26 protein-coding genes and 2 tRNA genes are annotated in these 26,342 nt (G+C 36.9%); 25 read left to right on the top strand and 3 right to left on the bottom strand.

What is annotated here, in order from left to right; genetic code table 11:
* Positions 1 to 75 precede the first annotated feature (75 nt).
* The 24 genes from MHH81_RS00220 to MHH81_RS00330 all read left to right on the top strand — a co-directional run bounded on the left by MHH81_RS00220 (position 76) and on the right by MHH81_RS00330 (position 21,916).
* Positions 76 to 1,287, top strand: coding sequence for a ubiquitin-like domain-containing protein (locus MHH81_RS00220; RefSeq protein ID WP_340916600.1), 1,212 nt, complete (start codon positions 76 to 78; stop codon positions 1,285 to 1,287).
* 250 nt (positions 1,288 to 1,537) lie between these two features.
* Positions 1,538 to 2,098 (top strand): ribonuclease M5, encoded by a 561-nt coding sequence (rnmV, locus tag MHH81_RS00225; protein WP_340925062.1) that lies wholly within the window; start codon positions 1,538 to 1,540, stop codon positions 2,096 to 2,098.
* Positions 2,099 to 2,101: 3 nt separating this feature from the next.
* Positions 2,102 to 2,980, top strand: a complete 879-nt coding sequence (gene rsmA, locus MHH81_RS00230; RefSeq protein ID WP_340916603.1) for a 16S rRNA (adenine(1518)-N(6)/adenine(1519)-N(6))-dimethyltransferase RsmA — start codon at positions 2,102 to 2,104, stop codon at positions 2,978 to 2,980.
* Positions 2,981 to 3,134: 154 nt separating this feature from the next.
* Complete coding sequence (veg, locus tag MHH81_RS00235; RefSeq protein WP_053591096.1) at positions 3,135 to 3,398, top strand: biofilm formation stimulator Veg; 264 nt, start codon at positions 3,135 to 3,137, stop codon at positions 3,396 to 3,398.
* 353 nt (positions 3,399 to 3,751) lie between these two features.
* A complete protein-coding gene (locus MHH81_RS00240) occupies positions 3,752 to 3,925 on the top strand; it encodes a small, acid-soluble spore protein, alpha/beta type (protein ID WP_340916609.1) in 174 nt (57 codons plus the stop codon).
* Positions 3,926 to 4,122: 197 nt separating this feature from the next.
* Entirely contained in the window at positions 4,123 to 4,989 is an 867-nt protein-coding gene (gene ispE / locus MHH81_RS00245) for a 4-(cytidine 5'-diphospho)-2-C-methyl-D-erythritol kinase (protein WP_340916611.1), read from the top strand.
* 55 nt (positions 4,990 to 5,044) lie between these two features.
* Entirely contained in the window at positions 5,045 to 5,896 is an 852-nt protein-coding gene (gene purR / locus MHH81_RS00250) for a pur operon repressor (RefSeq protein WP_340916612.1), read from the top strand.
* Positions 5,874 to 6,245 (top strand): RidA family protein, encoded by a 372-nt coding sequence (locus MHH81_RS00255; RefSeq protein ID WP_340916614.1) that lies wholly within the window; start codon positions 5,874 to 5,876, stop codon positions 6,243 to 6,245. Before purR ends, MHH81_RS00255 begins: the two co-directional genes overlap by 23 nt.
* A gap of 1,055 nt (positions 6,246 to 7,300) precedes the next feature.
* Positions 7,301 to 7,591 (top strand): septation regulator SpoVG, encoded by a 291-nt coding sequence (spoVG, locus tag MHH81_RS00260; protein ID WP_340916616.1) that lies wholly within the window; start codon positions 7,301 to 7,303, stop codon positions 7,589 to 7,591.
* A 174-nt stretch (positions 7,592 to 7,765) separates the two neighbouring features.
* Positions 7,766 to 9,136 (top strand): bifunctional UDP-N-acetylglucosamine diphosphorylase/glucosamine-1-phosphate N-acetyltransferase GlmU, encoded by a 1,371-nt coding sequence (glmU, locus tag MHH81_RS00265; protein ID WP_340916619.1) that lies wholly within the window; start codon positions 7,766 to 7,768, stop codon positions 9,134 to 9,136.
* Between the two features lie 22 nt (positions 9,137 to 9,158).
* Positions 9,159 to 10,118: a ribose-phosphate diphosphokinase gene (locus tag MHH81_RS00270; RefSeq protein WP_340916621.1), complete on the top strand. Its 960-nt coding sequence runs from the start codon at positions 9,159 to 9,161 to the stop codon at positions 10,116 to 10,118.
* Positions 10,119 to 10,194: 76 nt separating this feature from the next.
* Positions 10,195 to 10,806 carry a 50S ribosomal protein L25/general stress protein Ctc gene (locus tag MHH81_RS00275; RefSeq protein ID WP_340916623.1) on the top strand — a complete coding sequence of 204 codons (612 nt, stop codon included), beginning with the start codon at positions 10,195 to 10,197 and terminating at the stop codon, positions 10,804 to 10,806.
* An 87-nt stretch (positions 10,807 to 10,893) separates the two neighbouring features.
* A complete protein-coding gene (pth, locus tag MHH81_RS00280) occupies positions 10,894 to 11,457 on the top strand; it encodes an aminoacyl-tRNA hydrolase (RefSeq protein ID WP_340916625.1) in 564 nt (187 codons plus the stop codon).
* Between the two features lie 48 nt (positions 11,458 to 11,505).
* On the top strand, positions 11,506 to 11,736 hold the full coding sequence (locus tag MHH81_RS00285; RefSeq protein WP_340916627.1) for an anti-sigma-F factor Fin: 231 nt from the start codon (positions 11,506 to 11,508) through the stop codon (positions 11,734 to 11,736).
* A 96-nt stretch (positions 11,737 to 11,832) separates the two neighbouring features.
* A complete protein-coding gene (gene mfd / locus MHH81_RS00290) occupies positions 11,833 to 15,363 on the top strand; it encodes a transcription-repair coupling factor (RefSeq protein ID WP_340916629.1) in 3,531 nt (1,176 codons plus the stop codon).
* An 86-nt stretch (positions 15,364 to 15,449) separates the two neighbouring features.
* Positions 15,450 to 15,986 carry a stage V sporulation protein T gene (gene spoVT / locus MHH81_RS00295; protein WP_340925064.1) on the top strand — a complete coding sequence of 179 codons (537 nt, stop codon included), beginning with the start codon at positions 15,450 to 15,452 and terminating at the stop codon, positions 15,984 to 15,986.
* Between the two features lie 76 nt (positions 15,987 to 16,062).
* Positions 16,063 to 17,676: a putative polysaccharide biosynthesis protein gene (locus tag MHH81_RS00300; protein WP_340916631.1), complete on the top strand. Its 1,614-nt coding sequence runs from the start codon at positions 16,063 to 16,065 to the stop codon at positions 17,674 to 17,676.
* A gap of 12 nt (positions 17,677 to 17,688) precedes the next feature.
* Positions 17,689 to 19,146 (top strand): nucleoside triphosphate pyrophosphohydrolase, encoded by a 1,458-nt coding sequence (gene mazG / locus MHH81_RS00305; RefSeq protein ID WP_340916635.1) that lies wholly within the window; start codon positions 17,689 to 17,691, stop codon positions 19,144 to 19,146.
* A gap of 7 nt (positions 19,147 to 19,153) precedes the next feature.
* On the top strand, positions 19,154 to 19,444 hold the full coding sequence (locus tag MHH81_RS00310; RefSeq protein WP_340916636.1) for an RNA-binding S4 domain-containing protein: 291 nt from the start codon (positions 19,154 to 19,156) through the stop codon (positions 19,442 to 19,444).
* Between the two features lie 119 nt (positions 19,445 to 19,563).
* Positions 19,564 to 19,866, top strand: coding sequence for a sporulation protein YabP (yabP, locus tag MHH81_RS00315; protein ID WP_340916640.1), 303 nt, complete (start codon positions 19,564 to 19,566; stop codon positions 19,864 to 19,866).
* Positions 19,863 to 20,366, top strand: coding sequence for a spore cortex biosynthesis protein YabQ (gene yabQ / locus MHH81_RS21260; protein WP_445678057.1), 504 nt, complete (start codon positions 19,863 to 19,865; stop codon positions 20,364 to 20,366). Before yabP ends, yabQ begins: the two co-directional genes overlap by 4 nt.
* Positions 20,367 to 20,385: 19 nt before the next feature.
* Positions 20,386 to 20,781: an FtsB family cell division protein gene (locus tag MHH81_RS00320; RefSeq protein WP_340916643.1), complete on the top strand. Its 396-nt coding sequence runs from the start codon at positions 20,386 to 20,388 to the stop codon at positions 20,779 to 20,781.
* A gap of 138 nt (positions 20,782 to 20,919) precedes the next feature.
* Entirely contained in the window at positions 20,920 to 21,351 is a 432-nt protein-coding gene (locus MHH81_RS00325) for a S1 domain-containing RNA-binding protein (protein WP_340916646.1), read from the top strand.
* A 115-nt stretch (positions 21,352 to 21,466) separates the two neighbouring features.
* Entirely contained in the window at positions 21,467 to 21,916 is a 450-nt protein-coding gene (locus MHH81_RS00330) for a DinB family protein (RefSeq protein ID WP_340916649.1), read from the top strand.
* A gap of 46 nt (positions 21,917 to 21,962) precedes the next feature.
* Here MHH81_RS00330 and MHH81_RS00335 read toward each other — a convergent pair whose 3' ends face one another.
* From MHH81_RS00335 to MHH81_RS00345, 3 genes are all read right to left on the bottom strand, one after another.
* The gene (locus MHH81_RS00335; RefSeq protein WP_340916652.1) at positions 21,963 to 22,676 is read right to left on the bottom strand and encodes a nucleotidyltransferase domain-containing protein; all 714 of its coding nucleotides are present in this window, start codon (positions 22,674 to 22,676) and stop codon (positions 21,963 to 21,965) included.
* 472 nt (positions 22,677 to 23,148) lie between these two features.
* A tRNA-Glu gene (locus MHH81_RS00340) sits at positions 23,149 to 23,220 on the bottom strand.
* Between the two features lie 19 nt (positions 23,221 to 23,239).
* Positions 23,240 to 23,313, bottom strand: a tRNA-Met gene (locus tag MHH81_RS00345).
* A gap of 656 nt (positions 23,314 to 23,969) precedes the next feature.
* On the opposite strand from MHH81_RS00345, the gene MHH81_RS00350 reads away from it, so the two are divergent.
* Positions 23,970 to 26,336, top strand: a complete 2,367-nt coding sequence (locus MHH81_RS00350; protein WP_340925066.1) for a SpoIIE family protein phosphatase — start codon at positions 23,970 to 23,972, stop codon at positions 26,334 to 26,336.
* The last annotated feature ends 6 nt before the right edge of the window (positions 26,337 to 26,342 follow it).

The following is a 26,342-nucleotide window of genomic DNA, read 5'->3' on the forward strand; positions in this document are numbered from 1 at the left end:
GTGAAAAATCCTAAACTGTTGACAAGTTGAAAAGTACTCTATATAATCACTCGAGTGAACAAGGAGGCGTTTTTCATGACAAATATTTCCATGAAAAATCTGTTCTTTCATTCATTGAGGAGCAAGCGAACACTAGTAGCTGTAGTATCTTTACTATTGTTTCTTGCAGTCGTTTCTTTCGTTTTGTACGAAGGAACAAAGAAAACCGTTGTCTTAACTGTTAACGGTGAACAACAAGAGATATTAACGCATGCAAATACAGTTGGAGAACTTTTAGAGCAAAATAATTTAAAAGTTACCAACGAAGATTATTTACACCCCTCAGTGAACACGTCAATCAAAAATAACTTATCGATTGAGTGGGAGCAGGCAAGACAAATAGAAATCACAGTAGATGGGAAAAATCAAACAATCACCACCACTGCTGATTTAGTTTCAGAAGTACTAGCAAAGGCAAAGGTTCAAGTAAACGAACATGATGCAATAACGCCTGCTGCGGATGCAGAGGTTGGACCTGATAACAAAATTGCAATTGAAAAAGCATTTGAACTATCGCTTTTAGATGGCAAGAAAGAGACGAAGGTATGGTCCACTTCGACTACGGTCGCTGACTTTTTAAAACAACATAACATTCAAATGAATGAATTCGACCGAGTGGAACAGGAAATGGATGAATTAGTACTTCCTAATTCTGTAATACAAGTAGTGCGAGTAGAAAAGGTCACCGATGTAGTTGAGGAAGAAACAAACTTTGCAGTAGAAACGAAAAAAGATGACTCGCTACTTAAGGGAAAAGAAAAAGTTGTGCAAGCGGGTGAAAAAGGATCCGTTTCACGTACTTATGAAGTAATCAAAGAAAATGGTGTAGAAGTATCCCGTAATGTAATGGGTGAAAAGATTACCAAAAAGCCGACGAAAAAAGTTGTGGCAGTGGGTACGAAGGTAGTAACTGCTAGTGTATCCCGTGGGGAGTCGGCTACTGCTGCATCTACAAAAGGAAATGAATTTTTCGTAACCGCAACAGCTTATACCGCTTACTGTAATGGGTGTTCTGGCGTTACTACAACAGGTATCGACTTGAGATCCAATCCAGATGTAAAAGTTATTGCAGTGGATCCTAACGTTATCCCACTAGGATCTAAGGTCTGGGTAGATGGCTATGGATATGCTGTTGCTGGAGATACTGGTGGAGCAATAAAAGGAAATAAAATTGATCTATTTATGCCGTCTAAAACAAAGGCTTACGACTATGGCCGCAAAAAAGTACGTATTAAAGTGTTAAATTAACTTAATTCAGCGGAGGGAGAAAACCCTGCTGAACCGAGCAAAGACTAAGTAACCAATATCCTGTTGCCCAATGCCTCTAGCGATTGTCACAGATTTTTTTGAGCAATATATCAAGCAGGTTTGATAAAAATTTAGAAGCAAATGTGCAAAGAGGTATTAGATTTTCTTATAGCTTTCCCTTTCGTTGATAGGGAGAGCTTTTTTGCGTTATGATAGAGGTCAAAAGGAAGACAGAAAAGAGGAAGTTGGTTTGCGAATAAAAGAAGTCATAGTCGTAGAAGGAAAAGATGACACAACTGCTATTAAACGTTCTGTTGAAGCAGACACAATTGAAACCAATGGTTCAGCTATTTCAAAAGAGACGCTGATTAAAATCCAACATGCACAAGATAAAAGAGGTGTCATTGTTTTTACGGATCCCGATTATCCAGGAAGACGTATACGCGCGATTATTGAAGAGCATGTTCCAGGTGTAAAGCATGCGTTTTTATCAAAAGAAAAAACAATTGCTAAAAATGGAAAAGGGTTAGGGATTGAACATGCAAAAGATGAGGATATTCGCGGTGCACTGGCGAATGTATATACTCCAAAGTCCGATGTCGATGTAACACCGAATATTCCATTAGAAGTTTTAGTAGATGGAAAGCTTATTGGTCATCCAAATTCCAAAGAACGAAGAACAAGGCTTGGAGAACTATTGAAAATAGGATATACAAATGGAAAGCAGTTGCAAAAGCGCCTTTCCATTTTTCAAATTAGTATACAGCAGCTAGAGGAAGCAATCTTGCAGCTCAATATGGAGGATAAATAAATTATGCATAAAGACATCGCAACACCGATTCGAACACAAGAAATTTTAAAGAAATATGGCTTTTCGTTTAAAAAAAGTTTAGGTCAAAACTTTTTAATCGATCCAAATATATTACGGAATATTGTCGGTCATGCAGATCTGACAAAGGATTCTGCTGCTATTGAGGTAGGACCGGGAATCGGAGCTTTAACGGAGCATTTAGCAAGAGCAGCTGGAAAAGTTGTAGCTTTTGAAATTGACCAACGTTTGCTGCCAGTTTTAGCAGACACATTGTCACCTTATGACAATGTTGAAATTATTCATTCCGATATTTTAGAAGCAGATGTAAAAGCACTATTTAAAGAAAAACTTTCTGATTTTCAAGATGTAATGGTCGTAGCGAACTTACCATACTATGTAACAACACCAATATTACTGAAATTATTAATGGATCGTCTACCAATTCGTGGAATGGTTGTCATGATGCAAAAAGAAGTAGCGGATCGAATTACTGCTTCACCAGGTACAAAAGCATATGGTTCGCTGTCGATAGCTATTCAATACTATATGAAAGCGGAAGTAGCAATGGTTGTTCCAAAGGCTGTTTTTATGCCTCAGCCTAATGTGGATTCTGCGGTTATAAAACTTACTCGACATGAGACACCTCCCGTACATGTAATCGATGAAGATTTTTTATTTAAAGTTTCAAGGGGATCGTTTGTTCAAAGAAGAAAAACAATTATTAATAATCTGCAGTCCTCTTTACCAAACGGGAAAATGAAAAAAGAGTTAATCCTTCAATCATTAGAAAAAGTGAATATCGATCCGACGAGAAGAGGCGAAACTTTATCAATCGTAGAGTTTGGTCAACTAGCGGATGAGCTATATCCTCATTTTCATTAATAACACTTGTTACAATATTAGTAATGTTTATAAACAAAAGTGTTGTATATAAGTAATAAAAACGTTGACAAGTATGTGTTATGATTGTTAAAATATTTTGTTTGACAAAAATTATAAACAATGGTATCATAGTATTCAGTGAGGTGTAAGCGAAATGCCAAAAACTTTAGCTGATATTAAGAAGTCATTAGATCATCATTTAGGCAAACGTTTGCAGTTAAAAGCAAACGGAGGACGAAAGAAAACAATCGAACGTGCCGGTGTATTAAGAGAAACTTACCATGCTGTATTCGTTATCGACTTGGATCAAGATGAAAATTCTTTTGAACGTGTATCTTATAGTTATGCAGACATTTTGACAGAAGCAGTAGAAATCACTATTTTTGATGAAGCAAATAATTTAATAGTTGTGAAATGATTGTTTAGAACTTTTATTTTCGATTTTTTATATGTAAAAAAACTCCTTCTCTGTTCAGCTGAATAGAAAAGGAGTTTTTTTCTGTTTTCCGGACATACTTATAAAGCTAGTTGTTCAACTTAATTCAGTTATGTTTATTTGCAACGAGCTTGCGCAGTGGCGAGAGGTAAAGGTACAAGCTGAATAAAGTTACTGCCTCAGGCGGATGGCACAGATTTTGCATTAGGATGTTAGCTTATGTTCGTCGTACCCGTGCGAGAGTAACTGAGTGTCCTGCATCCTGCAGGTCCAACCACAAATCAAAATCTAGATGAAAATACACCGAGGCGTATTTGAAAAGGAGGATTCCCCATTTGGCTAGAAAAGGTATTATGTCTAAAGAATTAAAAGAAGAGATTGCAAAAGATCTTGGATTTTATGAGGTAGTCAAGACCGAAGGCTGGGGTGGAATAAAATCACGTGATGCAGGTAATATGGTAAAGCGAGCAATTGAAATGGCTGAACAGCAATCGAAGTTGCCAAAGTAAATCTTGAATATGACTATTCTGGTTACAAACCGGTATGCAAACGAAATCCAAAGAATAGTGGACAACTAGCAAGGAGAAAAGGCGGAGAAATCCGCCTTTTCTTTTTTGTGTTGTACAAGCATGCTTTTCGTTTTTTTCAAATAGAAATTACTGTGGTAAAATAGGGGACAATATATGTTGGAAAAGGAGCAGATGGTATGTATTATGTAAAAGCACCTGCCAAAATAAACTTAACACTGGATGTATTACATAAACGTCCTGATGGTTACCATGAAGTCGAAATGATTATGACAACAGTTGATTTGGCGGACCGGATTGGATTAGAAGTAAGAGAAGATGGAGAAATACATATTTTGTCAGTTGATCGTTTTGTGCCAAATGATCATCGAAACTTAGCTTATCAAGCCGCAAAAGTACTGAAAGATACGTATCGGGTGAAATTAGGAGTTTCCATTAAAATTGAGAAAAACATACCAGTGGCTGCCGGTTTAGCTGGTGGTAGCAGTGATGCCGCTGCAACGTTAAGAGGGTTAAATACAATTTGGGGTTTAGGACTTACTTTGGACGAGCTTGCCCAAATTGGTACGAAGATAGGGTCAGATGTTGCTTTTTGTGTATACGGGGGTACAGCACTTGCAACGGGTAGGGGAGAAAAGATACGAGAACTACCAGCTCCCGCAAATTGTTGGATAATCCTAGCAAAGCCAACGTTAGGAGTTTCGACAGCAGATATTTATGGTAATTTAAAAATAAATAATATAGTACATCCAAATACAAAACATATGGTTAAAGCAATAGAGGAAAAAGATTTTGATTTGATGTGTGCTTCCGTGGGGAATGTATTAGAAGAGGTTACTCTAAAGTTATATCCAGAGGTTGCTGGATTAAAAGAACAAATGCATAAGTTTGGTGCAGATGCTGTGTTGATGAGTGGTAGTGGCCCAACTGTGTTTGGGCTGGTCAACCAAGAGTCGAGAGTGCAGAGGATATATAATGGACTTCGTGGTTTTTGTGATGAGGTTTATGTAGTTCGATTAATTGGAGACCGGGATTCACTTGCTTAAACACGGATAATTGTGTTAAGTTTTTAATAAAACATTCGTGATTTGAGGTGATTATATGAAATGGAAAAGAAGTGAACGGCTCGTAGACATGACTCACTATCTAATTGAACACCCCCATAAATTAATTTCTTTAACGTTCTTTGCTTCATTGTATGAATCAGCTAAGTCTTCTATTAGTGAAGATTTAACTATTGTAAAAGAAACGTTTGAAGAAAGAGGTAGAGGTTTACTTGTAACTGTTCCTGGAGCAGCAGGTGGTGTAAAATTTATACCTACAATGACTGATCAAGATGTAAAACAAATTGCTGCAGATTTAATCGAACAGCTTTCCAAAGTAGAACGCCTGTTACCTGGTGGCTACTTATATATGACGGATTTGTTGGGGAACCCGTCTCTTATGAATAAAGTCGGTAAAGTTTTTGCCTCAGCTTTTGCTAATGAAAAAATAGATGCAATTATGACGGTTGCCACAAAAGGTATTCCTATTGCACATGCCATAGCTAGACATTTAAATGTACCAGTCGTGGTTGTTCGTAGAGATAGCAAAGTGACAGAAGGTCCAACAGTAAGTATTAATTATGTTTCTGGATCTGCAAGACGTATTCAAACAATGGTTCTTTCCAAAAGAAGTATGGAAAAAGGGCAGCGAGTATTAGTCACCGATGACTTTATGAAAGTCGGGGGTACGATTAATGGGATGAAGAGTTTACTAGAAGAATTTAATTGTGAGCTTGCAGGCATTGCTGTATTAGTAGAGGCAGAGCATGAGGGTGAACAGTTAGTAGACGATTATTTATCTCTTGTAAAACTTCATGAAGTCAATGAAAAAGATGGCACAATAGCATTAACTGAAGGAAATTATTTTGAGAAGGGTGGAAATTTAGATGAAAGCAGTATCAACAACTAATGCACCAGCGGCTATCGGACCTTATGTTCAAGGAGTCATTGTAAATGGAATGTTTTATAGCTCAGGTCAAATTCCATTAACACCTGGAGGAGAAGTAGTAGAAGGTTCTATTACAGAACAAACAGCACAGGTATTTGCTAATCTAGATGCAGTACTGACGGAAGCAGGTTCTTCCTTATCAAAAGTAGTAAAGACATTAGTCTTTTTAAAAGACATGAACGATTTTGTTGAATTTAACGAAGCATATGAAAAACATTTTGAGGGGCACAAACCAGCGCGTTCTGCAGTAGAGGTTGCTCGACTACCGAAAGATGTAAAAGTAGAAATAGAAGTAATAGCAATTATATAAGATAAAAAGTATGTTTTCTTCGGAAAGCATGCTTTTTTTTTTGAAAGAATAAGAAAGTATATAATTTTCCATTCCATAAATCCAGTGTTCAGATATTTTGGAGAAAAAATCGATTCAATACTACTGTTGATTTCCGTTACAGGCGGACGCTTTCCGCGGGGTGAACGATGTGCCATCACCGCCGCTTGCGCGTGCGTTGTGATGTCTCATCTGTCTCACTCATCCCGCTGGAGTCGCCGCCTTCCACTACAATCAAGTAAATGTTTTCAAATCAATTATAAAAGAAAGGACAACTAAAAGATAAGGAAGTATCTAGTTTTTGCGTGCATAAAGTCACTGGTACTTTGAACGATAGGAAAATGCAGTGGATTGTATACAAGGTAAGGCAGAGGGGATGTACCTGTTAGCTAGCAAGAATTTTTAAGAAGAGCATTTCTGCTAATTTTCTTCTACTGGTAAAAGAGTATATGATAAAAAAATAGTTAGCATCTATTGTATAGAGGGGCACTAGAGCACTCGAAATTGCATCTTCGGGTGCTTCCTTTATGAGTTGGAAAGCATCTATTCACTCATTATCTAAAAAAATCTTAACCTTATTCGTACTGTTGAAGAAGGGCGACGGACGGACAAACGACCAGCCTCTATTAAAAATCAATCGGTAATGATAGAGCAATAAGTCTGTCCAAAGACCTCCGAAAACGATACAAAGTTTTAAAGATTTTGGAAATGAATGAATTGGCCAGTTCCTTTTTATAAAGTAAGCAGTAAAATATGCACTTAGCCCGCGGTAATGATGTAGTGATCATTTCGTCTAAAGCGAACCAAAAACGTACAAGTGCAAAATGGGATCCTTGCACATTTCTTGTAAAATTTTAATGTGTAAATTGGATAATCAATAGCCGTGATGAAATATTACAGGATTCTAAGAATACGTATTTTAATACTTTTGTTTTACAATATTAAAAATATTCGTAAATAAAGAAGGACATTTTAAATTTTTGTGGAATAGTAAATAAGATGGATTTTTGCAATTTGAAAAAAGGGGTGGTGAAGAAATGGAAGTAACTGACGTGAGATTACGAAAAGTACTGACAGATGGCCGTATGAGGGCTATCGCTTCCATTACACTGGACAACGAATTTGTTGTACATGATATACGAGTAATTGATGGAAATGATGGATTATTTGTTGCGATGCCGAGTAAGAGAACTCCTGAAGGCGAATTTCGTGACATTGCACATCCGATAAATTCTGGAACCCGCTCAAAAATTCAAGAAGCGGTATTATATGCTTATCATCTAAGTGATGATGTAGAAGAAGAAAGATTAAAAGAAGCAAGCATATAATAGTATAATTACAAAACAAAACCATTTCTATGATAGAGATGGTTTTTTTGTGCAGTAAAATTGTCTATATTACTTGTTTTGTAATGTATTTGTCAAGAGATATTTCCTTGAAAAATCGCTTCATTTCGGCTATAGTCAAAAGAGGAAATTAGCCCACTGGAGGGAAAACGGAAAATGACAAATACTTACGCGGTCGTATTAGCTGCTGGTAAGGGAACTCGTATGAAGTCTAGTCTATATAAAGTATTACATCCTGTTTGTGGGAAGCCTATGGTAGAACACGTTGTAGAAAACATGGAGAAGCTAGGTGTTGAAAAAATAGTCACGATCGTAGGCCACGGTGCAGAAACTGTTCAAAGTCAGTTAGGGAATAGAAGTGAATATGCTCTACAAGTAGAGCAACTAGGAACTGCCCATGCCGTATTACAGGCAGAGCCAGCACTTGCAACTCTTTCAGGTACAACGATTGTTATATGTGGTGATACACCACTTATAACCGTAGAAACGATGAATGATCTATTAAATCATCATAAACAGACTGGTGCTAAAGCAACCATCTTAACTGCAATTGCGGATAATCCAACTGGTTATGGGAGAATTATTCGATCGGAAGATGGAAATGTTAAAAGCATTGTAGAGCAAAAAGATGCATCGCAAGAAGAACTGCTTGTAAATGAGATTAACTCTGGAACGTATTGTTTTGATAACGAAGCTTTGTTTAAATCTTTAAAGTTAGTTAAAAATGAAAACGCTCAAGGTGAATATTATTTACCGGATGTAATCGAGATTTTACAAAAAGAAGGCGAAGTAATTTCAGCCTTTGCTGCAAATGAATTTGAAGAATCACTAGGGATAAATGATCGTATTGCATTATCTCAAGCAGAACAAATTATGCGTTCTCGTATTGCACATCATCATATGCGTGAAGGCGTAACGATTATAGATCCTCAAAATACATACATTAGTAGCGATGCCATTATTGGTCCTGACACAGTTCTTCAGCCTGGAGTAATCATAGAAGGTAAAACTACTATTGGAGAAAACTGCACGATAGGTCCAAACAGCCATATTGTTTCAAGTGTAATTGGAAATGGAACAACTATCCATTCATCTGTCGTTTTATCTAGTGAAGTGGGAGATCACACAGCTATTGGTCCATTTGCGCATATTCGACCAAAGTCAGAGGTTGGCAATGATGTAAAAATCGGAAACTTTGTCGAAGTAAAAAAATCGACAGTAGGGAACGGAAGTAAAATTTCTCATTTAAGTTATATGGGGGATGCATCCATTGGTTCGAATGTAAACGTTGGATGTGGAGCGATTACTGTAAACTATGATGGAGAAAATAAGTTTGTAACAACGATTGAAGACGATGCTTTTGTTGGCTGTAACTCCAATTTAATAGCACCAGTTACGATTGGCAGTAGAGCATATGTTGCTGCAGGTTCTACTATTACAAAAGATGTACCTGGAGAAGCACTTGCAATAGGCCGTGTTCGACAGGAGAATAAAGAAGGCTACGTAAACAAACAAAAACTAAAATAACCCACAACTCAGGAGGATTACCATGCCAGAACAATATGCAAACTCAAAATTGAAAATATTTACTCTTAATTCTAATAGAGAATTAGCAGAAGAAATCGCAAAAGAAGTAGGAGTACCTCTAGGTAAAAGTACAGTTACTAGATTTAGTGATGGTGAAGTACAGATCAATATCGAAGAAAGTATTCGTGGATGCGATGTATTCATTGTTCAATCAACTTCAGGTCCTGTAAACGAACATCTTATGGAATTATTAATAATGCTTGATGCACTAAAACGTGCCTCAGCTCGTACAATTAGTGTAGTAATCCCTTATTACGGATATGCACGTCAGGACAGAAAGGCACGTGCTCGTGAGCCAATCACAGCTAAACTTGTAGCAGATTTATTAACAACTGCAGGTGCAACTCGTGCGATCGTTCTTGATCTACATGCTCCACAAATTCAAGGATTCTTTAATATTCCAATAGACCATTTAGTGGCAGCTCCAATTTTATCTGATTACTTCTTGGGTAAAAACTTTGATCCGGCAGAATTGGTTATCGTATCCCCTGACCACGGTGGTGTTACTCGTGCTCGTAAAATGGCAGATCGTCTAAAAGCTCCAATTGCAATTATTGATAAACGTCGTCCGCGTCCAAACGTGGCAGAGGTTATGAATATCGTAGGTAATGTAGAAGGTAAAACAGCTATATTAATCGATGATATTATTGATACTGCTGGCACTATTTCTATTGCGGCAGCAGCACTTATGGAAAGTGGCGCAAAAGAAGTATACGCTTGTTGCACACACCCAGTATTATCTGGACCGGCAATTGAACGTATTGATAATTCTGTTATAAAAGAATTAGTAATTACTAACTCTATTCAATTAGCTGAAGATAAAACTTCTCCAAAAATCAAAGAATTGTCTGTTGCAAAATTGTTAGGTGATGCAATTGTACGAGTTTTCGAAGAGAAATCTGTAAGTACATTATTTGATTGATACTATAACGTTTGAAACGTCCTCCAAATGGGTATATATCTAAATAGGATAAGAACTTATAGGAGGATGAAAATAGATGAGTACATTAGTTAAAACTCAAAAGCGTGAACATAAAGATAATGCGAAGTTACGAAAAAATGGTTTCATCCCAGCAGTAGTTTATGGATTTGAATTGGAAACACAATCGATTGCCTTAAATGAAAAAGATCTATCCAAAACGCTTCGAGAAGTTGGTCGGAATGGTGTCATGAAACTAGAAGTAGACGGTAAACCTGTCAACGTAGTATTAAGTGATTACCAAATGAATATTTTAAAAGGTCAAATAATTCATGCAGACTTTTTAGCGATCAACATGAAGGAAGAACTAGAAGTAAACGTCATAGTGAATGTGATCGGTGATTTAGTAGGAGTTTCCGAGGGTGGAATGCTTCAACAACCGAACCGAGAAATTACGATTAAGGTGAAACCTTCTGATATTCCTGAAAGTATTGATGTGGATGTATCGAACATGGTAATTGGTGATACCTTAACGGTCGCAGATATTCGAGCAAAAAAACACTATACAATTGTGAATGAAGATGACTATACACTAGTGACTTTTTCAGCACCTCGCGTCGAAGTGGAAGAAACTGAATCAACCGAAGCTGACACAGATGAAATCACTGAAGAAACAAAAACAGAAGAATAATAAAACAAAAGAGGTTGTCCTAAGGCAATCTCTTTTGTTTTGAATATGATAAAATAAAGGAAATACGTATTAAAGGAATGGAATGGAATGAAAATTATTGTAGGTCTTGGAAATCCAGGGAAGCAATATGAATCGACTAGGCATAATATTGGTTTTCATGTAATAGATGAGCTTTCCAGTCGTTTAAATATACCGCTTACACAATCGAAGTTTAATGGGATGTATGGTATTTCTCATGTTGGAACGGAAAAAGTGATGTTATTAAAACCGCTAACATATATGAATTTATCCGGAGAATGTATTGTACCTATGATGGATTATTTTGAGGTTGAAGATGACCAAATAGTTGTTATTTATGATGACCTAGATTTACAAGTAGGAAAACTTCGACTACGTCAAAAGGGAAGTGCTGGTGGTCATAACGGCATAAAATCTATTATTCAGCATCTTGGTACACAAGAATTTAATCGTATTCGTATTGGAGTAGATCGCCCTAAAAACGGGATGAAAGTTCCAGACTATGTGTTATCTAGATTTAGTGATGACGAAAAGACTGAGATGGAGCAAGCGGTGAAAAAAAGTGCAGATGCATGTGAAGATTGGCTGCTGAAAAGTTTTTTAGAAGTAATGAATACATACAATGGTGCATAAAAAATGATGGTAAGGTCTATACTTCCTAAAAAGGGGGTTTTAGTGACCATGCCAATTCGATATAAATGCCGTCATTGTGAAACAGAAATTGGTCAGTTGCCATTCGATTCTATAGACAGTCAATTTTTGCTTAAACATGAAATTAAACCGGATGAACAACATATATATATAGAAAACGGAGCTGATGGAGATTACACAGTACAATGCATTTGTGAAGAGTGTCAGAGCTCCCTTCAAAAGTTCCCAAATTACTATGCTTTGAAAAAATGGATACAGTAAAGATGCTTTGGCACAATTTTGTGCACAAAGCCTTTTTCTGTTTTTGTTATCATCATAAAATAGGTACTTTCGTTAATTAACTAAGGGTGGGTTGAAATGGAACTTCTAAGCAACTTATTAATCGAAGATACACATATACAAAAGCTAGTGAAAGAATTAGAGAGTGGAAAGGACCAACAATTAATAACAGGTCTCTCTGGAAGTGCTAGAGCTGTTTTTACTAAATTGCTATACAATTCCCTGGAGAAATCCATTCTTATCGTTACACCAAACTTACTTCATGCTCAAAAACTGACAGAGGATTTAGTTAAATTAGTTGGGGAAGATTTAGTGCGACTTTACCCTGCAGATGAGCTTATAGCTGCAGATATATCGATAACGAGTCCAGAGCTTCGGGCACAACGATTAGAAGCGTTAGATCATATGCTGACGAAAAAAAATGGTATTTACATTGTCCCGATTGCAGGTCTTAAGAAGCATATGCCGAGTGTGGAGGATTGGAAAGAGAGTACAGTCTCAATTGCAGAGAGCGACGAAATCGTACTGGAAACGTTTCTGCAAAGCCTTGTGAATATGGGGTATGTCCGACAACCAATGGTCACAACACCTGGAGAATTCGCTTTAAGAGGTGGAATTGTTGATATCTATCCACTCTATTTAGAAAACCCGATCCGTATTGAGTTGTTTGACACTGAAGTTGACTCTATTCGTACATTTTCTGCGGAGGATCAGCGTTCTTTAGAAAAGCTAAAAGATATTCGTATTTTACCAGCATCTGAATACGTGTTAACGGAAAGTAAAAAAGCATTACTTGCCCATAAACTTGAAGAAGCTTTAGCTGAAAGTTTGAAAAAGGTTAAAACACAAGAATTAAAAGAGCAATTTTATCAAAATATACAGCAAGATATTGAACTCTTAAAACAAGGTGAGCAACCAAAAGAATTTATGAAGTACGTATCATTGCTTGAGAAAACAAATTTTTTAGGTCACTATTTTAATAAAAGTGGTTTGGTATTATTTGATGAGCTAGGAAGAATTCAAGAAGTAACAGAAACGTTAGAAAGAGAAGAAAACGATTGGTTTTTGTCTTTGTTAGAAGAAGGAAAAACAGTTCATAATGTAAAGCCGTCCTTTAACTTAAAAGAAATTTTGCAGATGCTTCCCAATGAGAAACTATACTTTTCTTTGTTTTCACGTACCTTCTCAGGAATAACTATTAAGAAAAATATGAGCATCTCTTGTAAACCAATGCAAAACTTCCACGGACAAATTCATTTGTTAAAAAATGAAGTGGAACGATTTTTACAAGGAAGGTTCCGTGTTCTAATTCTTGCAGATGGAAAAGATCGTGTACAGAAGGTTCATAATGTTTTAGAAGATTATGAAATAGTTTCAAAGATTGGGGCCACTGTAGAGGATTTACAAAACCCAGGAATTTATATTGTAGAAGGTGATTTAGAAGCTGGGTTTGAATTGCCTCTCCAACGAATTGCAGTAATAACAGACGCTGAATTATTTAAACAAAGGCATAAGAAAAAAGCAAGAACGCAAAAAGTAACTAACGCGGAACGCATTAAAAGTTATTCGGAAATAAAACCAGGAGATAATGTTGTACATATACACCATGGGATAGGGAAATATATCGGAATAGAAACACTTCTAGTTAACGGAATTCATAAAGATTATTTGCATATACGTTATCGTGGTGAAGATAAATTATTTGTTCCAGTGGATCAAATTGATCTTATACAAAAATATGTCGCTTCTGGAGAGAAGGATCCAAAGCTCCATAAATTAGGTGGAGCGGATTGGAAAAAAACTAAAACGAAGGTATCTGCTGCTGTTCAAGATATTGCAGATGAGTTACTGAAGCTTTATGCAAAACGTGAGGCAGAGGTAGGATATGCATTTGAACCAGATGGGGAAATGCAACAATTATTTGAAGCGGCCTTTCCGTATGAGGAAACAGAAGACCAGCTTCGTTCTATTCAAGAAGTCAAACAAGATATGGAAAAAGCCCGACCAATGGATCGCCTCATTTGTGGAGACGTAGGATACGGAAAAACAGAGGTAGCTATTCGCGCTGCGTTTAAAGCTGTAATGGAAGGCAAACAAGTAGCATTTTTATGTCCAACGACAATTCTTGCCCAACAACATTACGAGACCATGTTGGAGCGTTTTCAGGATTTCCCGATTAAAGTTGGTTTGCTTAGTCGTTTTCGTACGAAAAAACAACAAACCGAAACTACTAGTGGCTTAAAAAAGGGCTTAGTAGATGTGGCAGTGGGAACACATCGCATACTATCGAAGGACGTTGAATATCATGATCTAGGGCTCCTAGTTGTGGATGAAGAGCAACGATTTGGAGTAAAACATAAAGAGAAAATTAAACAATTAAAAACAAATGTAGATGTGATGACTCTTACAGCAACACCAATTCCACGAACATTACATATGTCGATGATTGGTGTTCGTGATCTATCTGTTATTGAGACACCTCCCAAAAATCGTTTTCCAGTTCAAACTTATGTGATGGAATATAACGGTTCTCTTGTTCGAGAGGCAATCGAAAGAGAGCTTGCTAGGGGAGGACAGGCGTTTTATTTATACAACAGAGTGGAAGACATTACGCGTAAAGTGGATGAAATTCAAATGCTTGTGCCAAGTGCGCGGGTAGGATTTGCACATGGACAAATGTCTGAAACAGAGCTAGAATCCGTCATAATTAGCTTTTTAGAAGGAGAATACGATGTTTTAGTAACGACAACCATTATTGAAACAGGAATTGATATTCCTAACGTAAATACGCTTATCATACATGATGCAGATAAAATGGGATTGTCTCAGCTTTATCAGTTACGAGGGCGTGTTGGACGGTCAAACCGTGTTGCATATGCGTATTTAATGCATCAAAGAGATAAAGTTCTCACAGACGTTGCGGAAAAAAGATTGCAAGCAATTAAAGAATTTACAGAGCTGGGATCTGGCTTTAAAATTGCCATGCGAGATTTATCTATCCGTGGGGCAGGAAACTTATTAGGTTCGCAGCAGCATGGATTCATAGACTCTGTTGGCTTTGACTTATACACACAAATGCTGGAAGATGCAATTGAAGAAAAACGTACCGGAGTTAAAAAAGAAGATATAGCTGATATGGAAATTGTATTAAGTACAGATGCATATATTTCAGATGAATATATACCAGATGGATACCAAAAGATTCAGATGTATAAACGTGTGAAAGCAATGGAAAAGGAAGAAGAATACTTTGATCTTATAGATGAATTACAGGATCGTTTTGGTGATTTGCCTCTTGAAGCAGAAAAGTTACTGCGTATTGCCAGAATGAAAGTTTGGGGTAAAGCTGTTGGCGTGGAATCAATTAAAGAAGCAAATAAAATTGTTTCCATTCGTTTAAATGGAGAAGGAACAAAAAATATAAACGGTGCAATGCTTGTAGAGGAATCGATGAAGTATGGCCGCGCAGTTGGATTTAATATGAACAATGCAAACTTAGTGATTACAATAGATGAACGTAAGGTAGGTAGATTTAATTCATTTGATATATTAGAGGATATGATGATGTTATTACCTAAAGCAAAAAAAGAAATAGATAAAGTAGAATAGTACTTTGCATATTTTGATGGCATGTGATACATACTATGGCAGAAATGAACTTTAGTTCCCAATCTGTCGAAAGTGAGGCACATTACATGAAAGCAACAGGCATCGTACGTCGTATTGATGATTTAGGAAGAGTAGTTATTCCCAAAGAAATTCGTCGAACACTTCGCATCCGAGAAGGAGATCCTCTGGAAATTTTTACGGATAGAGAAGGAGAAATAATATTAAAGAAATACTCACCGATTAATGAGCTTGGAGATTTTGCAAAAGAATACGCGGAGACTCTTTACGAGACGTTAGGAACACCAGTATTAATAAGTGACCGTGACGAAATGATTGCAGCAGCAGGCCTGTCTAAAAAGGATTATTTGAAACGTAGGATAAGCCCTGATGTAGAAGACATTGTAAATAAGCGTACTATTGTTATGGAAAAACATGAAAACTCTGTAGAATGGGTACCCGGTGTTTTTGAAACAGTCAAATCTTATTGTATTGCACCCATTATCGCGTCTGGAGATCCGATAGGGGCAATTTTTATCATTTCCAAAGTGCACTATATTGGGGAAGCAGAATTAAAAGCAATTGAAACAGCTGCAAATTTTTTAGCAAAACAAATGGAGAATTAAAAAAACCTTCCTCTTTCTACAAGAGGAAGGTTTTTTTGTATATAATAGTGCTATTGCTGGATGGAAGAAGGATTTTATGATGAGTAATGATTGGAATATGAAAACATATATGAAGGGAGCGGCAATGCTGACAGTTGCAGCAATCATTGTAAAGCTGCTAAGTGCTGTTTACCGTATACCTTTTCAAAATTTAGTAGGCGATGAAGGTTTCTATATTTACCAACAAGTGTATCCGTTCATTGCTATTATTACTACATGGACTTCCTACGGGTTTGCAGTTGCGTTATCTAAAATTTTGTCAGATTATAAAGTATCAGGTAAAGCGTATGCCATTCCAAAAGTTAGACAAATAGCTTTTTACTATATTGGGATAATATCTATTTTATTTTTTCTTTTTTTATTCTTTGGTGCGGATTCTTTAGCAAATGCAATGGGAGATGCACATTTAGCTCAATTATTAAAAGCAGGGTCCTACGTGATTTTATTAATGCCTATCCTTGCTGTTTTAAAAGGAGAATTCCAATCCGAAGGGCGTATGGAATCAGTTGCCTATGCCCAAATAGTAGAGCAGGCTGTACGCGTATCCGTCATTTTATTGGGCACATGGATTGTTGTGTCAAATACTTTGGATCTATACAAGGCAGGGAGTATGGCGATGTATGGAGCGGTAGTAGGTGAATTAGCTGGGGTTTTATTTTTATCCTTTGCTTATTGGAAAACAGTTAGACACAAGAGCATGGATAACAAAAGCCAACCCGTGCAGTTATGGCCAGTTGTGAAAGATTTGACACTGATTAGCATCGGTGCCAGTATTAGTGCCTTGTTATTTTTACTATTGCAGCTCGTCGACTCATTTACTGTTTTTCAATTACTTCTTGAAAGCGGTATGCAAAAGCAGCAAGCGATGGAGAAGAAAGGAATTTATGATCGAGGCCAACCACTTGTACAACTAGGAATAGTAATTGCCTCTACACTATCTTTAGCGATCGTACCCCTTGTCGCACATCGAATGAACAAAGAAAAAGGGCGAACAGCTATACCATTCATGCAGCTTACCTATCGAGTTGCTTTTACTTTTGGAATTGCTGCCACATTGGGTCTTATCGTAGTACTACCATATGTAAATGAAATGCTTTTCCAAACGAGAGATGAATCTATTACATTAATGGTATTTTCCTTTCAGATTATATGGATGTCATTAATTCTTACATTAATGGCAATGCTGCAAGGAAGTGGTAAGGTGGGTATGCCTACATTGTTTTTACTACTTGGAGTATGCAGTAAGTGGCTATTAAATGGTATGCTTATACCATCTTATGGGGTACTAGGTGCAGCTATATCTGGAAATATTAGTTTAGCAATCGTGTTCGTTCTGATGTTTTATTACTTTAAAAAGAGTTGGAAAATAAGTTTTGCTTCTTTTTCGTTTTATAAAGGTATTGCTATTTCTTCAATAATGATGATTGTTTGTGTAGTTGCATATGTATACGTGGCAGATGCCTTTTTGTTTGCTCGTTTATCGAGTCGAATTCAGTCAGTCGTTATATCGTTAAGTGCAGTTCTTTTAGGAGCGTGTATATTTCTAGTAATATTGGCAAAAAGGCGAGTCATTGCGGAAAAAGAGTGGTTTTTATTGCCATTCGGAAGAAGAATGGCTACCTTTCAGCTTTGGTTGAATAAAGAAAAGTAAGGTTGTGAGTAGATGAATGAAATAACAATTATCGGCCTTGGGGCAAGTGATTTAGATCAGTTACCTCTGGGAATATATAAAAAACTAAAAACAGCAGAGCATCTTTATGTCCGTACAGAGCAACATCCTGTTTTGCAGGAATTAAAAGCAGAAGGCCTTACATGGACGAGCTTTGATGGTATATATGAAAAGAATGAACAATTTGAAGGGGTTTATGAAGAAATTGTGGACGAGCTTCTTCAATTGGCAAAGGATAATCCTGTTATATACGCAGTGCCAGGCCATCCCTTAGTAGCGGAACAAACTGTTCAGTTATTAGTTGAAGCCGAGCGACAAGGAAAAGTAATAATTCGAATTGAGGGTGGACAAAGCTTTTTAGACCCTATATTTGCAGCCTTGCGAATTGATCCTATTGAAGGATTTCAGTTATTAGACGGAACGAGCTTAAAGCGTGATGATATACAAATGGGTTCCCATGTACTAATAGGCCAAGTCTATGATGCCTTTAGTGCCTCAGAAGTAAAACTAACTCTGATGGAAAAGTACCCAGATGAATATGAAGTAACGATTGTTACCGCTGCTGGCTCTTCCCAAGAAAAATTAACTAAGGTGCCATTATACGAGTTAGATCGAGTAATGAAATTAGATAATTTAACAACATTATATGTTCCACCAATACTTGCGCAAGAAAATAGATTGAAGGAGTGGCAAACACTTAGACAGATTGTAGCTGATTTACGTGGCCCTAACGGCTGTCCGTGGGATAAGGAGCAAACACATGACTCTCTAAAGAAATATGCTGTAGAAGAGGTGTATGAGCTTCTCCAAGCGATCGATGAAGAAGATGATGAGCACATCGTCGAAGAACTAGGAGATGTACTTCTCCAAGTGTTTTTACATGCGCAAATAGGCGAAGATAATGGATACTTTAGTTTAGAAGATATTCTAGCAGCGATCTCAGATAAAATGATTCGAAGACATCCACATGTTTTTGGAGATGTAGTAGCAAATAATTCAGAGGATGTTCTTCGCAACTGGCAACAGATTAAAGCGGAAGAGCAAAAAAAGATTACGGAGTCTTTATTAGATGGAGAAATGAGAACAGATTCTTCTTTGTTAACCTCTTTTAATTATCAAAAGAAAGTTGCAAAAGTTGGGTTTGATTGGCCAGATGTGTCTGGAGCTTGGGAAAAGTTTGAGGAAGAGCTAGATGAGTGGAAAAAAGAGCTGGAAGTTGGTACAAAGGATACGCAAGTAGATGAGCTGGGAGATTTGTTATTTACAGTTGTCAATTTAGCGCGCTTTTACGGACTATCTCCAGAGCTAGCAATGATGCAAGCTAACGAGAAGTTTAATAGAAGATTCCAATTTATTGAGTTGCGTGTAAAAGAAGGAAAAGGCGATTTTTCCAGCTATAATTTAGAAGAACTAGATGGATTTTGGAAAGAAGCCAAAAAATTAGAGAGGTAGTGTCTTCATGAGATTAGATAAGTTTTTAAAAGTTTCCAGATTGATCAAACGTAGAACATTAGCAAAAGAAGTAGCAGACCAAGGAAGAATTACAATTAACGGAAAAGTAGTGAAAGCAAGTTCTGTTGTCAAAGTAGGAGATGAGTTGTCTATCCGCTTTGGACAAAAAGTGGTGACAGCTATGGTCGATGCTATTAAAGATTCTGCGAAAAAAGAAGATGCAGCTTCAATGTTTACTATTACAAAAGAAGAGCGACTAGAAAAAGTAGATCCAGAATTTATAGATGATGAAGACTAAGAATTGTATGATACTAGTTTAAAGTTGGATCAATATTTATTGAGAAAAAAGCATGGCAGTTGTCATGCTTTTTTTTTATGTGCATACAATGAAAATAGGACAAGGAGAGGAGAGATTATATGCAATATCAAGCAGAAAACCAAACAATTACAATTCCATCGGGGGATCACTTAATTTCCTTAAGAAATCGCAAAAGAATGGACTTAACATCTGTAAAATCAATTGAACGATTCGATCAACAAGAATTTTACGTAAGAACGTCTCAAGGTATTCTTCACATTAAAGGAGACGATTTGAAAATTGTCCATTTAGATGTAGATAAAGGGCTTCTTACTTTAGAAGGAATTGTTCGAGTAATGCAATATGATGAGGAGCAGAATTTAGAAGGCGCTAGAGGGTTACTTCATAAACTATTCGGATGACACTCTCTCTACAGTTTTTTACTTTATTATTAATGACCCTGAGCGGAGTGCTAGTTGGTGCTATAATCGAAGGGACGCGCTTTATAACGGATAATTTTCCGCGGCGTTCCTTGATTTTTAAATATCGTATTGCTTTAGAAATTTTAGTATGGATATTTCTTGGAATAGGAACTTTTTACCTCCTTTTTAATGTGCGTGATGGAATATGGCGAATATATGACCCGCTTGCACAAATAGTAGGAATTCTATTGTATGAGCAGTTTTTTCAGCCCGTATTTCGGCTAGCTGGAAGAATCTTTTTGCGTTTAGTCGTACAGCCAATATGGTTTATCTTAGGATTAATAGTAACGATCCTACGTAAAATTATGCATTTTATCCTAGTGATTATAGGGGTACTCCTAAAACCTTTTCGTTTTCTCTATCAAAAAATATGGCATTTGGCCCTTCAGAAAAAACCAAACCTACGTTATAATAAAAAGTACACTAAAAAATTGAAATAGTTTGATAGGAGAGGGCGACATGAGGCAGAAACAAAAAAACATACCCACAGAGAAACAAGTTGCATCCATTAATACGGATTATGTTCGTTCTGTCCAACGTCAAGAAACACATAAAAAGTCAAAAAAAATACGCTTATTTAAAAGGTTAAGTATATTTGGAGTTCTATCCGTTATTATTATAGGATTTTTCATTTCGACCTTAATAAACAGTAAAAGTACTTTAGAAGAAAAAAAGCTACAAAAAGAGCAAGTGACGGAAGAGCTTGCAAAAGTGCAAGAAGAGCAAGAAATACTAAAACTGCAAATTTCCAAGTTAAACGATGACGAGTACATTGGAAAATTATTAAGAAAAGAATATTTCCTTTCAGAAGAAGGGGAAATTATTTTTACTTTGCCCGATAAAGAGGGAAAATAATTTTAAAAAAGCGACCCGTAAAAGAGTAGTCTTATTGACACTCTTTTTTTGTTAGCTATAATAAAGGTAGAGTCTGTATTAAATAAATACAAATTCGTTTTAAGAGTCGCTTAAAATTTAAGGAGGAGCATTTTTTTTATGTCAATTGAAGTAGGCAGCAAGGTACAAGGTAAAGTAACAGGAATCACTAACTTCGGAGCGTTCGTCGAGCTACCAGGAGGCTCAACAGGTCTGGTTCACATTAGCGAAGTTGCGGATAATTATGTGAAGGATATTAATGAGCATTTGAAGGTTGGAGATGTTGTTGAAGTAAAAGTGATGAATGTTGAAGCGGATGGCAAAATCGGATTATCTATTCGTAAAGCAAAGCCTCAAGCGGAAAGACCGGAGAGACCAGAACGTCCTCAGCGTCCACGTAACAACAATCGCCCAAATGATCGTGATCGTCCAGGCAAAGAGAATTTTGAGCAAAAAATGGCACGATTCTTAAAGGATAGTGAAGATCGTTTGTCTACGTTAAAGCGTGCAACTGAATCTAAGCGCGGTGGCAGAGGCGCTAAACGAGGATAACATGCTGTCTGTTTTATCGGTAGAAAAAATGTTTAATAGATGAAAGGTGTCCAGCTTTGCTGACGCCTTTTTTTGTACAATTTATTAGACTTAACAAGTAGCGGGAGGGTAATTTATGAGCAAAGAGGGCATTCTAACATCACACAAAGATTATTTAGACTGGGTGGATTCACTTTTTACGCTAAGCGAAGAGACGGCGAACACCCCTTATAAAGAAGGTAAATGGTCACCAAATGAAATTATCATGCATTTAGCAGAATGGGATCGATTTACGTTAAATGAGCGTCTACCTTTGATGAAAGAAGGTGAAAAGCTTGAGGCGTTTCCAAATTTTGAGACCTTTAATGCAAAAGCCGCAGCACGAGCTCATGAACAAAGATTTACAGAAACCCTTACTTACGCAAAACAACAAAGGAAAGCAATTATCGAACAACTTCTACAAATTGATGAAGTAGAGTGGGACAAAGTTTTCTATATAGGAGAGCACCAAATATCTATTCGCAGTTACTTCACTGATTTTATCGTTCATGATAATCATCACAAACAGCAAATCTCCCATAATTAAAAAAGTGATTTCCAAAGTTAAGGCTAGAAACTTTGGAAATCACTTTTTATTTTCCTATAGAAAAACCTTCAAATAAGGGGCCTCCGAATGGTTTTAAGACAAAATGAACTAAGTCTATCACTTTTTCTTTGTTGCGGGTCTTATAATAAAAATCAAAAGCTTCTACAAATTGTTCTGTAAACTGCTCATCGTAGTTTTTTAATGAACGAATCACCCATTTCGAAGTTCCGATCCACTTGCCATTAGTTCTTAAGATAAATTCACTTACTAACTCTGCCAGTGTATTAGCAATAAATATTTCTTCAGCACTATTTGTACTTCCAATAAAGTCTTCTAAAGCATCAGTAATAAAATATCGTTTTATCATAATATTTTCCGCAGACCATCGTTCAGGACCATCAGCTAATAGGAGTTTTGCTTCTTCTTGGATCGATACCATGATGCCCTCATCTTTTAAGACAAGTCCTTCTGCAACCATTCTAGGCAAAGAAGGTTTAGCTCTTTTGCGATCCATGTCAAAGTAATTTCTGTATGAAGATAAGTTATGTACAAAAATTTCAATTGGCCAACCTCCTGCTAGGAGAGATTCTCTATACGGGGAAGGGACATCTTTTATAAATACCACAATATCTAAATCAGAGGTTTTTGTCGCTTCTCCTCGGACTACGCTTCCTGCTAAAACGGCGCCTTGGCAATTGGCAAAGTATTGGGAGATAAATTGTGTTGCAGCTTCAACTGGTTCTAGTCTATTTATAAACATTCGCAATTCACTCTCCTTTCCGCGGACAAACTGCTTTGCCTCCTCGGGTAAGCTCGAGGGCACTGAAAAAGTGGTATTCTAATAAAATTCCTAATAAATATCCGCTAATTGGATTTAGCACGGCTCTGTTCGCTTTCCGTGGGCGAGCGCCGAGCCTCCTCCTACGCTACGCTTCGTGCGGGGTCTCGGCTGTCTCGCTTTCCCACAGGAAGTCTCACGCCACCGTGCTAAATCCAATAGTACACAGTATCGTCACATCAAATATTTATCATAAAAAATCTGTAATAGAGTTTTTCAGTGCCCTCGTAAGCTCGTTAAGGGGTCTAGGCAAATCGCTTTTTCACAGGAGTCTCGTGGATTTTCGTCAAAAAATATATGCTTTTATAAAAACAATAACCTAATTTAAAAGAACAAAATAATTTAAAAAAAGCAGTTCCAAAAGAAAATCTTTTGGAACTGCTTTTTTATAAGATGACCCCTACGGGATTCGAACCCGTGTTACCGCCGTGAAAGGGCGGTGTCTTAACCGCTTGACCAAGGGGCCTCATAAAAATAAAAATATATGGCGGCCGAGGGGATCGAACCCCCGACCTCACGGGTATGAACCGTACGCTCTAGCCAGCTGAGCTAGGCCGCCGTTTTAACGAACAATTTACATATTACAATCGTTTTGGCAAAGTGTCAATACTATTTGAAACATTTTTTTAAAAAAAGAAAAATCTTTTTATTTGCAAGACCTTTTCGTTATATGTGAGTAATTTCACAAATAGTACTTTGTCATTAAAATACGAACACTTTCCCTTCGTTGATGGAAGCGGCAGGCGGCGAATACAGCGGGATGAGTGAAACAGATAAGACATCACAAACGACGCATGAGCTATGGTGATGGCTTATCGCTCACCCCGCGGAAAGGGTCCGCCTGTAGCGGGAATCAACTATACTTTATTTTGCTTAAAATATATTTCTTTAGTTTCCTTTAGTATTGTTCGCATTTTTTTATGTGAAGTTGGAATTATGAAATTGATTCAAGTATGAATAAATTTGTATATAAAAGACAATCTTTAACGTGTGCACGACAAAACTATAGTTGAACCCAAGAAACAGCTAGTTCAGCATGTCAAAATGCAATCCAAACACGACAAAACTTATAGATCTCATTTGTAGAATTACTTTTCATGACTAAAAGAGTCGAAAACTTTTTAAGAGCAGTTGTCAGAAAGAGACATACTTTTTACAAAAGAAATAGGTATACTTCGATCACTAGTTGAATAGGGAGGTATACGTTTGAAAACAATGTATGAACAAGATCAAAAAAGAGGGTTATCTTGGAGAAGGGCTGTAGAAAGTTTACAAGCTCGTAAAGTATCAATTGCTTTCACATTAGTTTTCTTTATTCTTGCTTTTTTCTTAGCGCAAGTCGTACTATTTGAAGCCTCTGTTCCGTTTTTTCTACCTATTTGGGCGCTTGTTAATTTGAGATTTCAACGCTTTTTACCATGGACGATTGCAGGTGCTTTGCTTGGTAGCTTTACACTTGGATTTGGACAGGTCGTCATTCATGCACTACAAGCATTCATCTTTCCTCTCCATAGGAAAAGGTTTATAAAGAAAATACCTTTGCCTTTATTTGTTCTAATGGATGTAGTTTTCATTCAAGTTATATGGCAATTTGTATCATACGGGGGGGATATTCCTGTTTCTGTTTGGTTAGCAATTGGGTATGAAGGTGTCTTAAGTTTATTTATGACCTTATTTTTGTTTCAGCTATTTCTTCCGTTACCAGACTTTTTGCATAAAAAATGGACTCCAGAAAGAATGGGTGCTGCTTTATTAATTGGTGCTCTAGTGTTAACGGGGATGTCCAACTTTATTTTTGGGTATGTGTCAATTCCATTAATACTCACACATTTAGTAATTGTTGTAGCGGCGGCGGTCGGTGGAGTTCAATTATCAACGGTAGTTGCAGTGCTAGCGGGAACGGTATTAAGTATTTCTAAACTTAGCTTTAGTGGAATGATTGCCGTATATGCAGTAACTGGTTTTTTAGCCGGACTGCACAAACCATTTGGCAGACTGTGGCAGGCGTTTAGTATGCTTGGAGCGACCTTTTTCTTTATTTTATACGATCGTACTTTACCTCTAGATTCTGTTTACATCGGGTCACTGGTTACTGCTTCGTTATTGTTTTTTGCCATTCCATCAAAGTGGATAAAAGATTTAAAGGACCAACTCTTTCCTGATACTACTCATATTCTTTTAAGAAGGCAAAAGTGGATGACTGAAAAAGTGAATCATCAATTACATGAGTTTCAACACTTTGTTGACTTTATTACACGATTTATCTCAGATAGATTTGAATCTAAAGCCGTCATTGATAAAGGACGCAAGGAAGTCTTAGCTGCTTGCCAATCTTGTTTTCACTATGAGAAATGTTGGGGAGAGAAGTCGAATGGGATTCCACTATTAATGAAGCAATGGGAGGAGCAACCTAAAAAGACGAGGATACAAATAGAAAAGAAACTGCAGTTTAAATGTGTAAAGCCAACTCAAATTATGCAAGAATTAAAGGAGAGGGAAGCGAAAGTACAGTTAACTCATGAAATGCAGCATGGGAAAAAAATGTTTGCCCTTAAGCTTCGAGATATGGGGAATCATATGAGCGAACTTATGAGTAATTTAGAGAATGGTGTAACTCTATATACTTCCCATGAAGAAGATGTGAAGGAGAAATTTCAACAATGTAATATACCTTTTTTTCAAGTCGATGTACTAAATATTGAGGTAGGTCAAATGGAGGTTGTATGCTGTTTACCAGTAGAGTCGAGAGCAAAGATGGTTGGTGAAAGATTGATACTGCCTATCTTTTACGATTTATGGAAAGAGCCATTTGAAATTACATCTATGAAGGAAATTCATCATCCATATGAACATATTCAAATGACATGCAAGTCATCTGTTCGTTTCTCTGTAACACATGACATTTATACATCCTCCAGTAGGAATACCATTTATTCAGGTGACGCACATGCCGTTTTTCCTCTGCACCCAGGTTTACTTGCTGTTATTTTATCGGACGGAATGGGGAATAACGTAGAAGCGCATCGGGAAAGTAGAAGAGTTATGCAATTCATGCGAGAATGTTTAAATAAAAAAATGGATCCTGAAACAACGATGCATACACTTCATTACATGATGAGTTTACAAGATGATACAGATAGTTATGCAACGGTTGACTTAGCATTGATTGACTTACAAAAAGGAGAACTTTGGTCATGGAAAGCGGGGAGTATGTCTACGTATTTAATCCGAGGGAATAACATGCGTAAAATTGAAAGCAAGCATGTACCATTTGGATTTTTACCTACTTTTTCAATAGAGGCAAGAAAAGTAGATATTAAAGATGGAGATGTATTACTAATGCTATCAGACGGCGTTTTTTCAGCAAACACGACAATTGAAAAACAAGAGTTGTATTATAAAAAAATACTTCAGGATCCATCCATGAATGCAGAACGTTTTGTGAAGATGTTAGAAGAAACATATTCATTGCCAGGAGATGATCGTACGGTGATTTTCATGCAAGTGAAACATGTAGTTCCAGAGTGGTCCATATTTTCACCACGTCAAACAGCAAACTTTCAAGAAAAGATGATACACTAAATAGAA

The organism is Psychrobacillus sp. FSL H8-0484, from assembly GCF_038005325.1.
Taxonomy (GTDB): Bacteria; Bacillota; Bacilli; order Bacillales_A; family Planococcaceae; genus Psychrobacillus.

Coding starts and splice junctions, on each gene's coding strand:
- veg (WP_053591096.1), top strand. CDS start 3,135: ATGCCAAAAACTTTAGCTGATATTAAGAAGTCATTAGATCATCATTTA.
- purR (WP_340916612.1), top strand. CDS start 5,045: ATGAAATGGAAAAGAAGTGAACGGCTCGTAGACATGACTCACTATCTA.
- pth (WP_340916625.1), top strand. CDS start 10,894: ATGAAAATTATTGTAGGTCTTGGAAATCCAGGGAAGCAATATGAATCG.
- MHH81_RS00300 (WP_340916631.1), top strand. CDS start 16,063: ATGATGAGTAATGATTGGAATATGAAAACATATATGAAGGGAGCGGCA.
- MHH81_RS00270 (WP_340916621.1), top strand. CDS start 9,159: ATGCCAGAACAATATGCAAACTCAAAATTGAAAATATTTACTCTTAAT.
- mazG (WP_340916635.1), top strand. CDS start 17,689: ATGAATGAAATAACAATTATCGGCCTTGGGGCAAGTGATTTAGATCAG.
- yabQ (WP_445678057.1), top strand. CDS start 19,863: ATGACACTCTCTCTACAGTTTTTTACTTTATTATTAATGACCCTGAGC.
- MHH81_RS00330 (WP_340916649.1), top strand. CDS start 21,467: ATGAGCAAAGAGGGCATTCTAACATCACACAAAGATTATTTAGACTGG.
- MHH81_RS00325 (WP_340916646.1), top strand. CDS start 20,920: ATGTCAATTGAAGTAGGCAGCAAGGTACAAGGTAAAGTAACAGGAATC.
- yabP (WP_340916640.1), top strand. CDS start 19,564: ATGCAATATCAAGCAGAAAACCAAACAATTACAATTCCATCGGGGGAT.
- MHH81_RS00350 (WP_340925066.1), top strand. CDS start 23,970: ATGTATGAACAAGATCAAAAAAGAGGGTTATCTTGGAGAAGGGCTGTA.
- MHH81_RS00220 (WP_340916600.1), top strand. CDS start 76: ATGACAAATATTTCCATGAAAAATCTGTTCTTTCATTCATTGAGGAGC.
- MHH81_RS00310 (WP_340916636.1), top strand. CDS start 19,154: ATGAGATTAGATAAGTTTTTAAAAGTTTCCAGATTGATCAAACGTAGA.
- spoVG (WP_340916616.1), top strand. CDS start 7,301: ATGGAAGTAACTGACGTGAGATTACGAAAAGTACTGACAGATGGCCGT.
- MHH81_RS00275 (WP_340916623.1), top strand. CDS start 10,195: ATGAGTACATTAGTTAAAACTCAAAAGCGTGAACATAAAGATAATGCG.
- MHH81_RS00285 (WP_340916627.1), top strand. CDS start 11,506: ATGCCAATTCGATATAAATGCCGTCATTGTGAAACAGAAATTGGTCAG.
- MHH81_RS00320 (WP_340916643.1), top strand. CDS start 20,386: ATGAGGCAGAAACAAAAAAACATACCCACAGAGAAACAAGTTGCATCC.
- rsmA (WP_340916603.1), top strand. CDS start 2,102: ATGCATAAAGACATCGCAACACCGATTCGAACACAAGAAATTTTAAAG.
- glmU (WP_340916619.1), top strand. CDS start 7,766: ATGACAAATACTTACGCGGTCGTATTAGCTGCTGGTAAGGGAACTCGT.
- MHH81_RS00255 (WP_340916614.1), top strand. CDS start 5,874: ATGAAAGCAGTATCAACAACTAATGCACCAGCGGCTATCGGACCTTAT.
- ispE (WP_340916611.1), top strand. CDS start 4,123: ATGTATTATGTAAAAGCACCTGCCAAAATAAACTTAACACTGGATGTA.
- mfd (WP_340916629.1), top strand. CDS start 11,833: ATGGAACTTCTAAGCAACTTATTAATCGAAGATACACATATACAAAAG.
- spoVT (WP_340925064.1), top strand. CDS start 15,450: ATGAAAGCAACAGGCATCGTACGTCGTATTGATGATTTAGGAAGAGTA.
- MHH81_RS00335 (WP_340916652.1), bottom strand. CDS start 22,676: ATGTTTATAAATAGACTAGAACCAGTTGAAGCTGCAACACAATTTATC.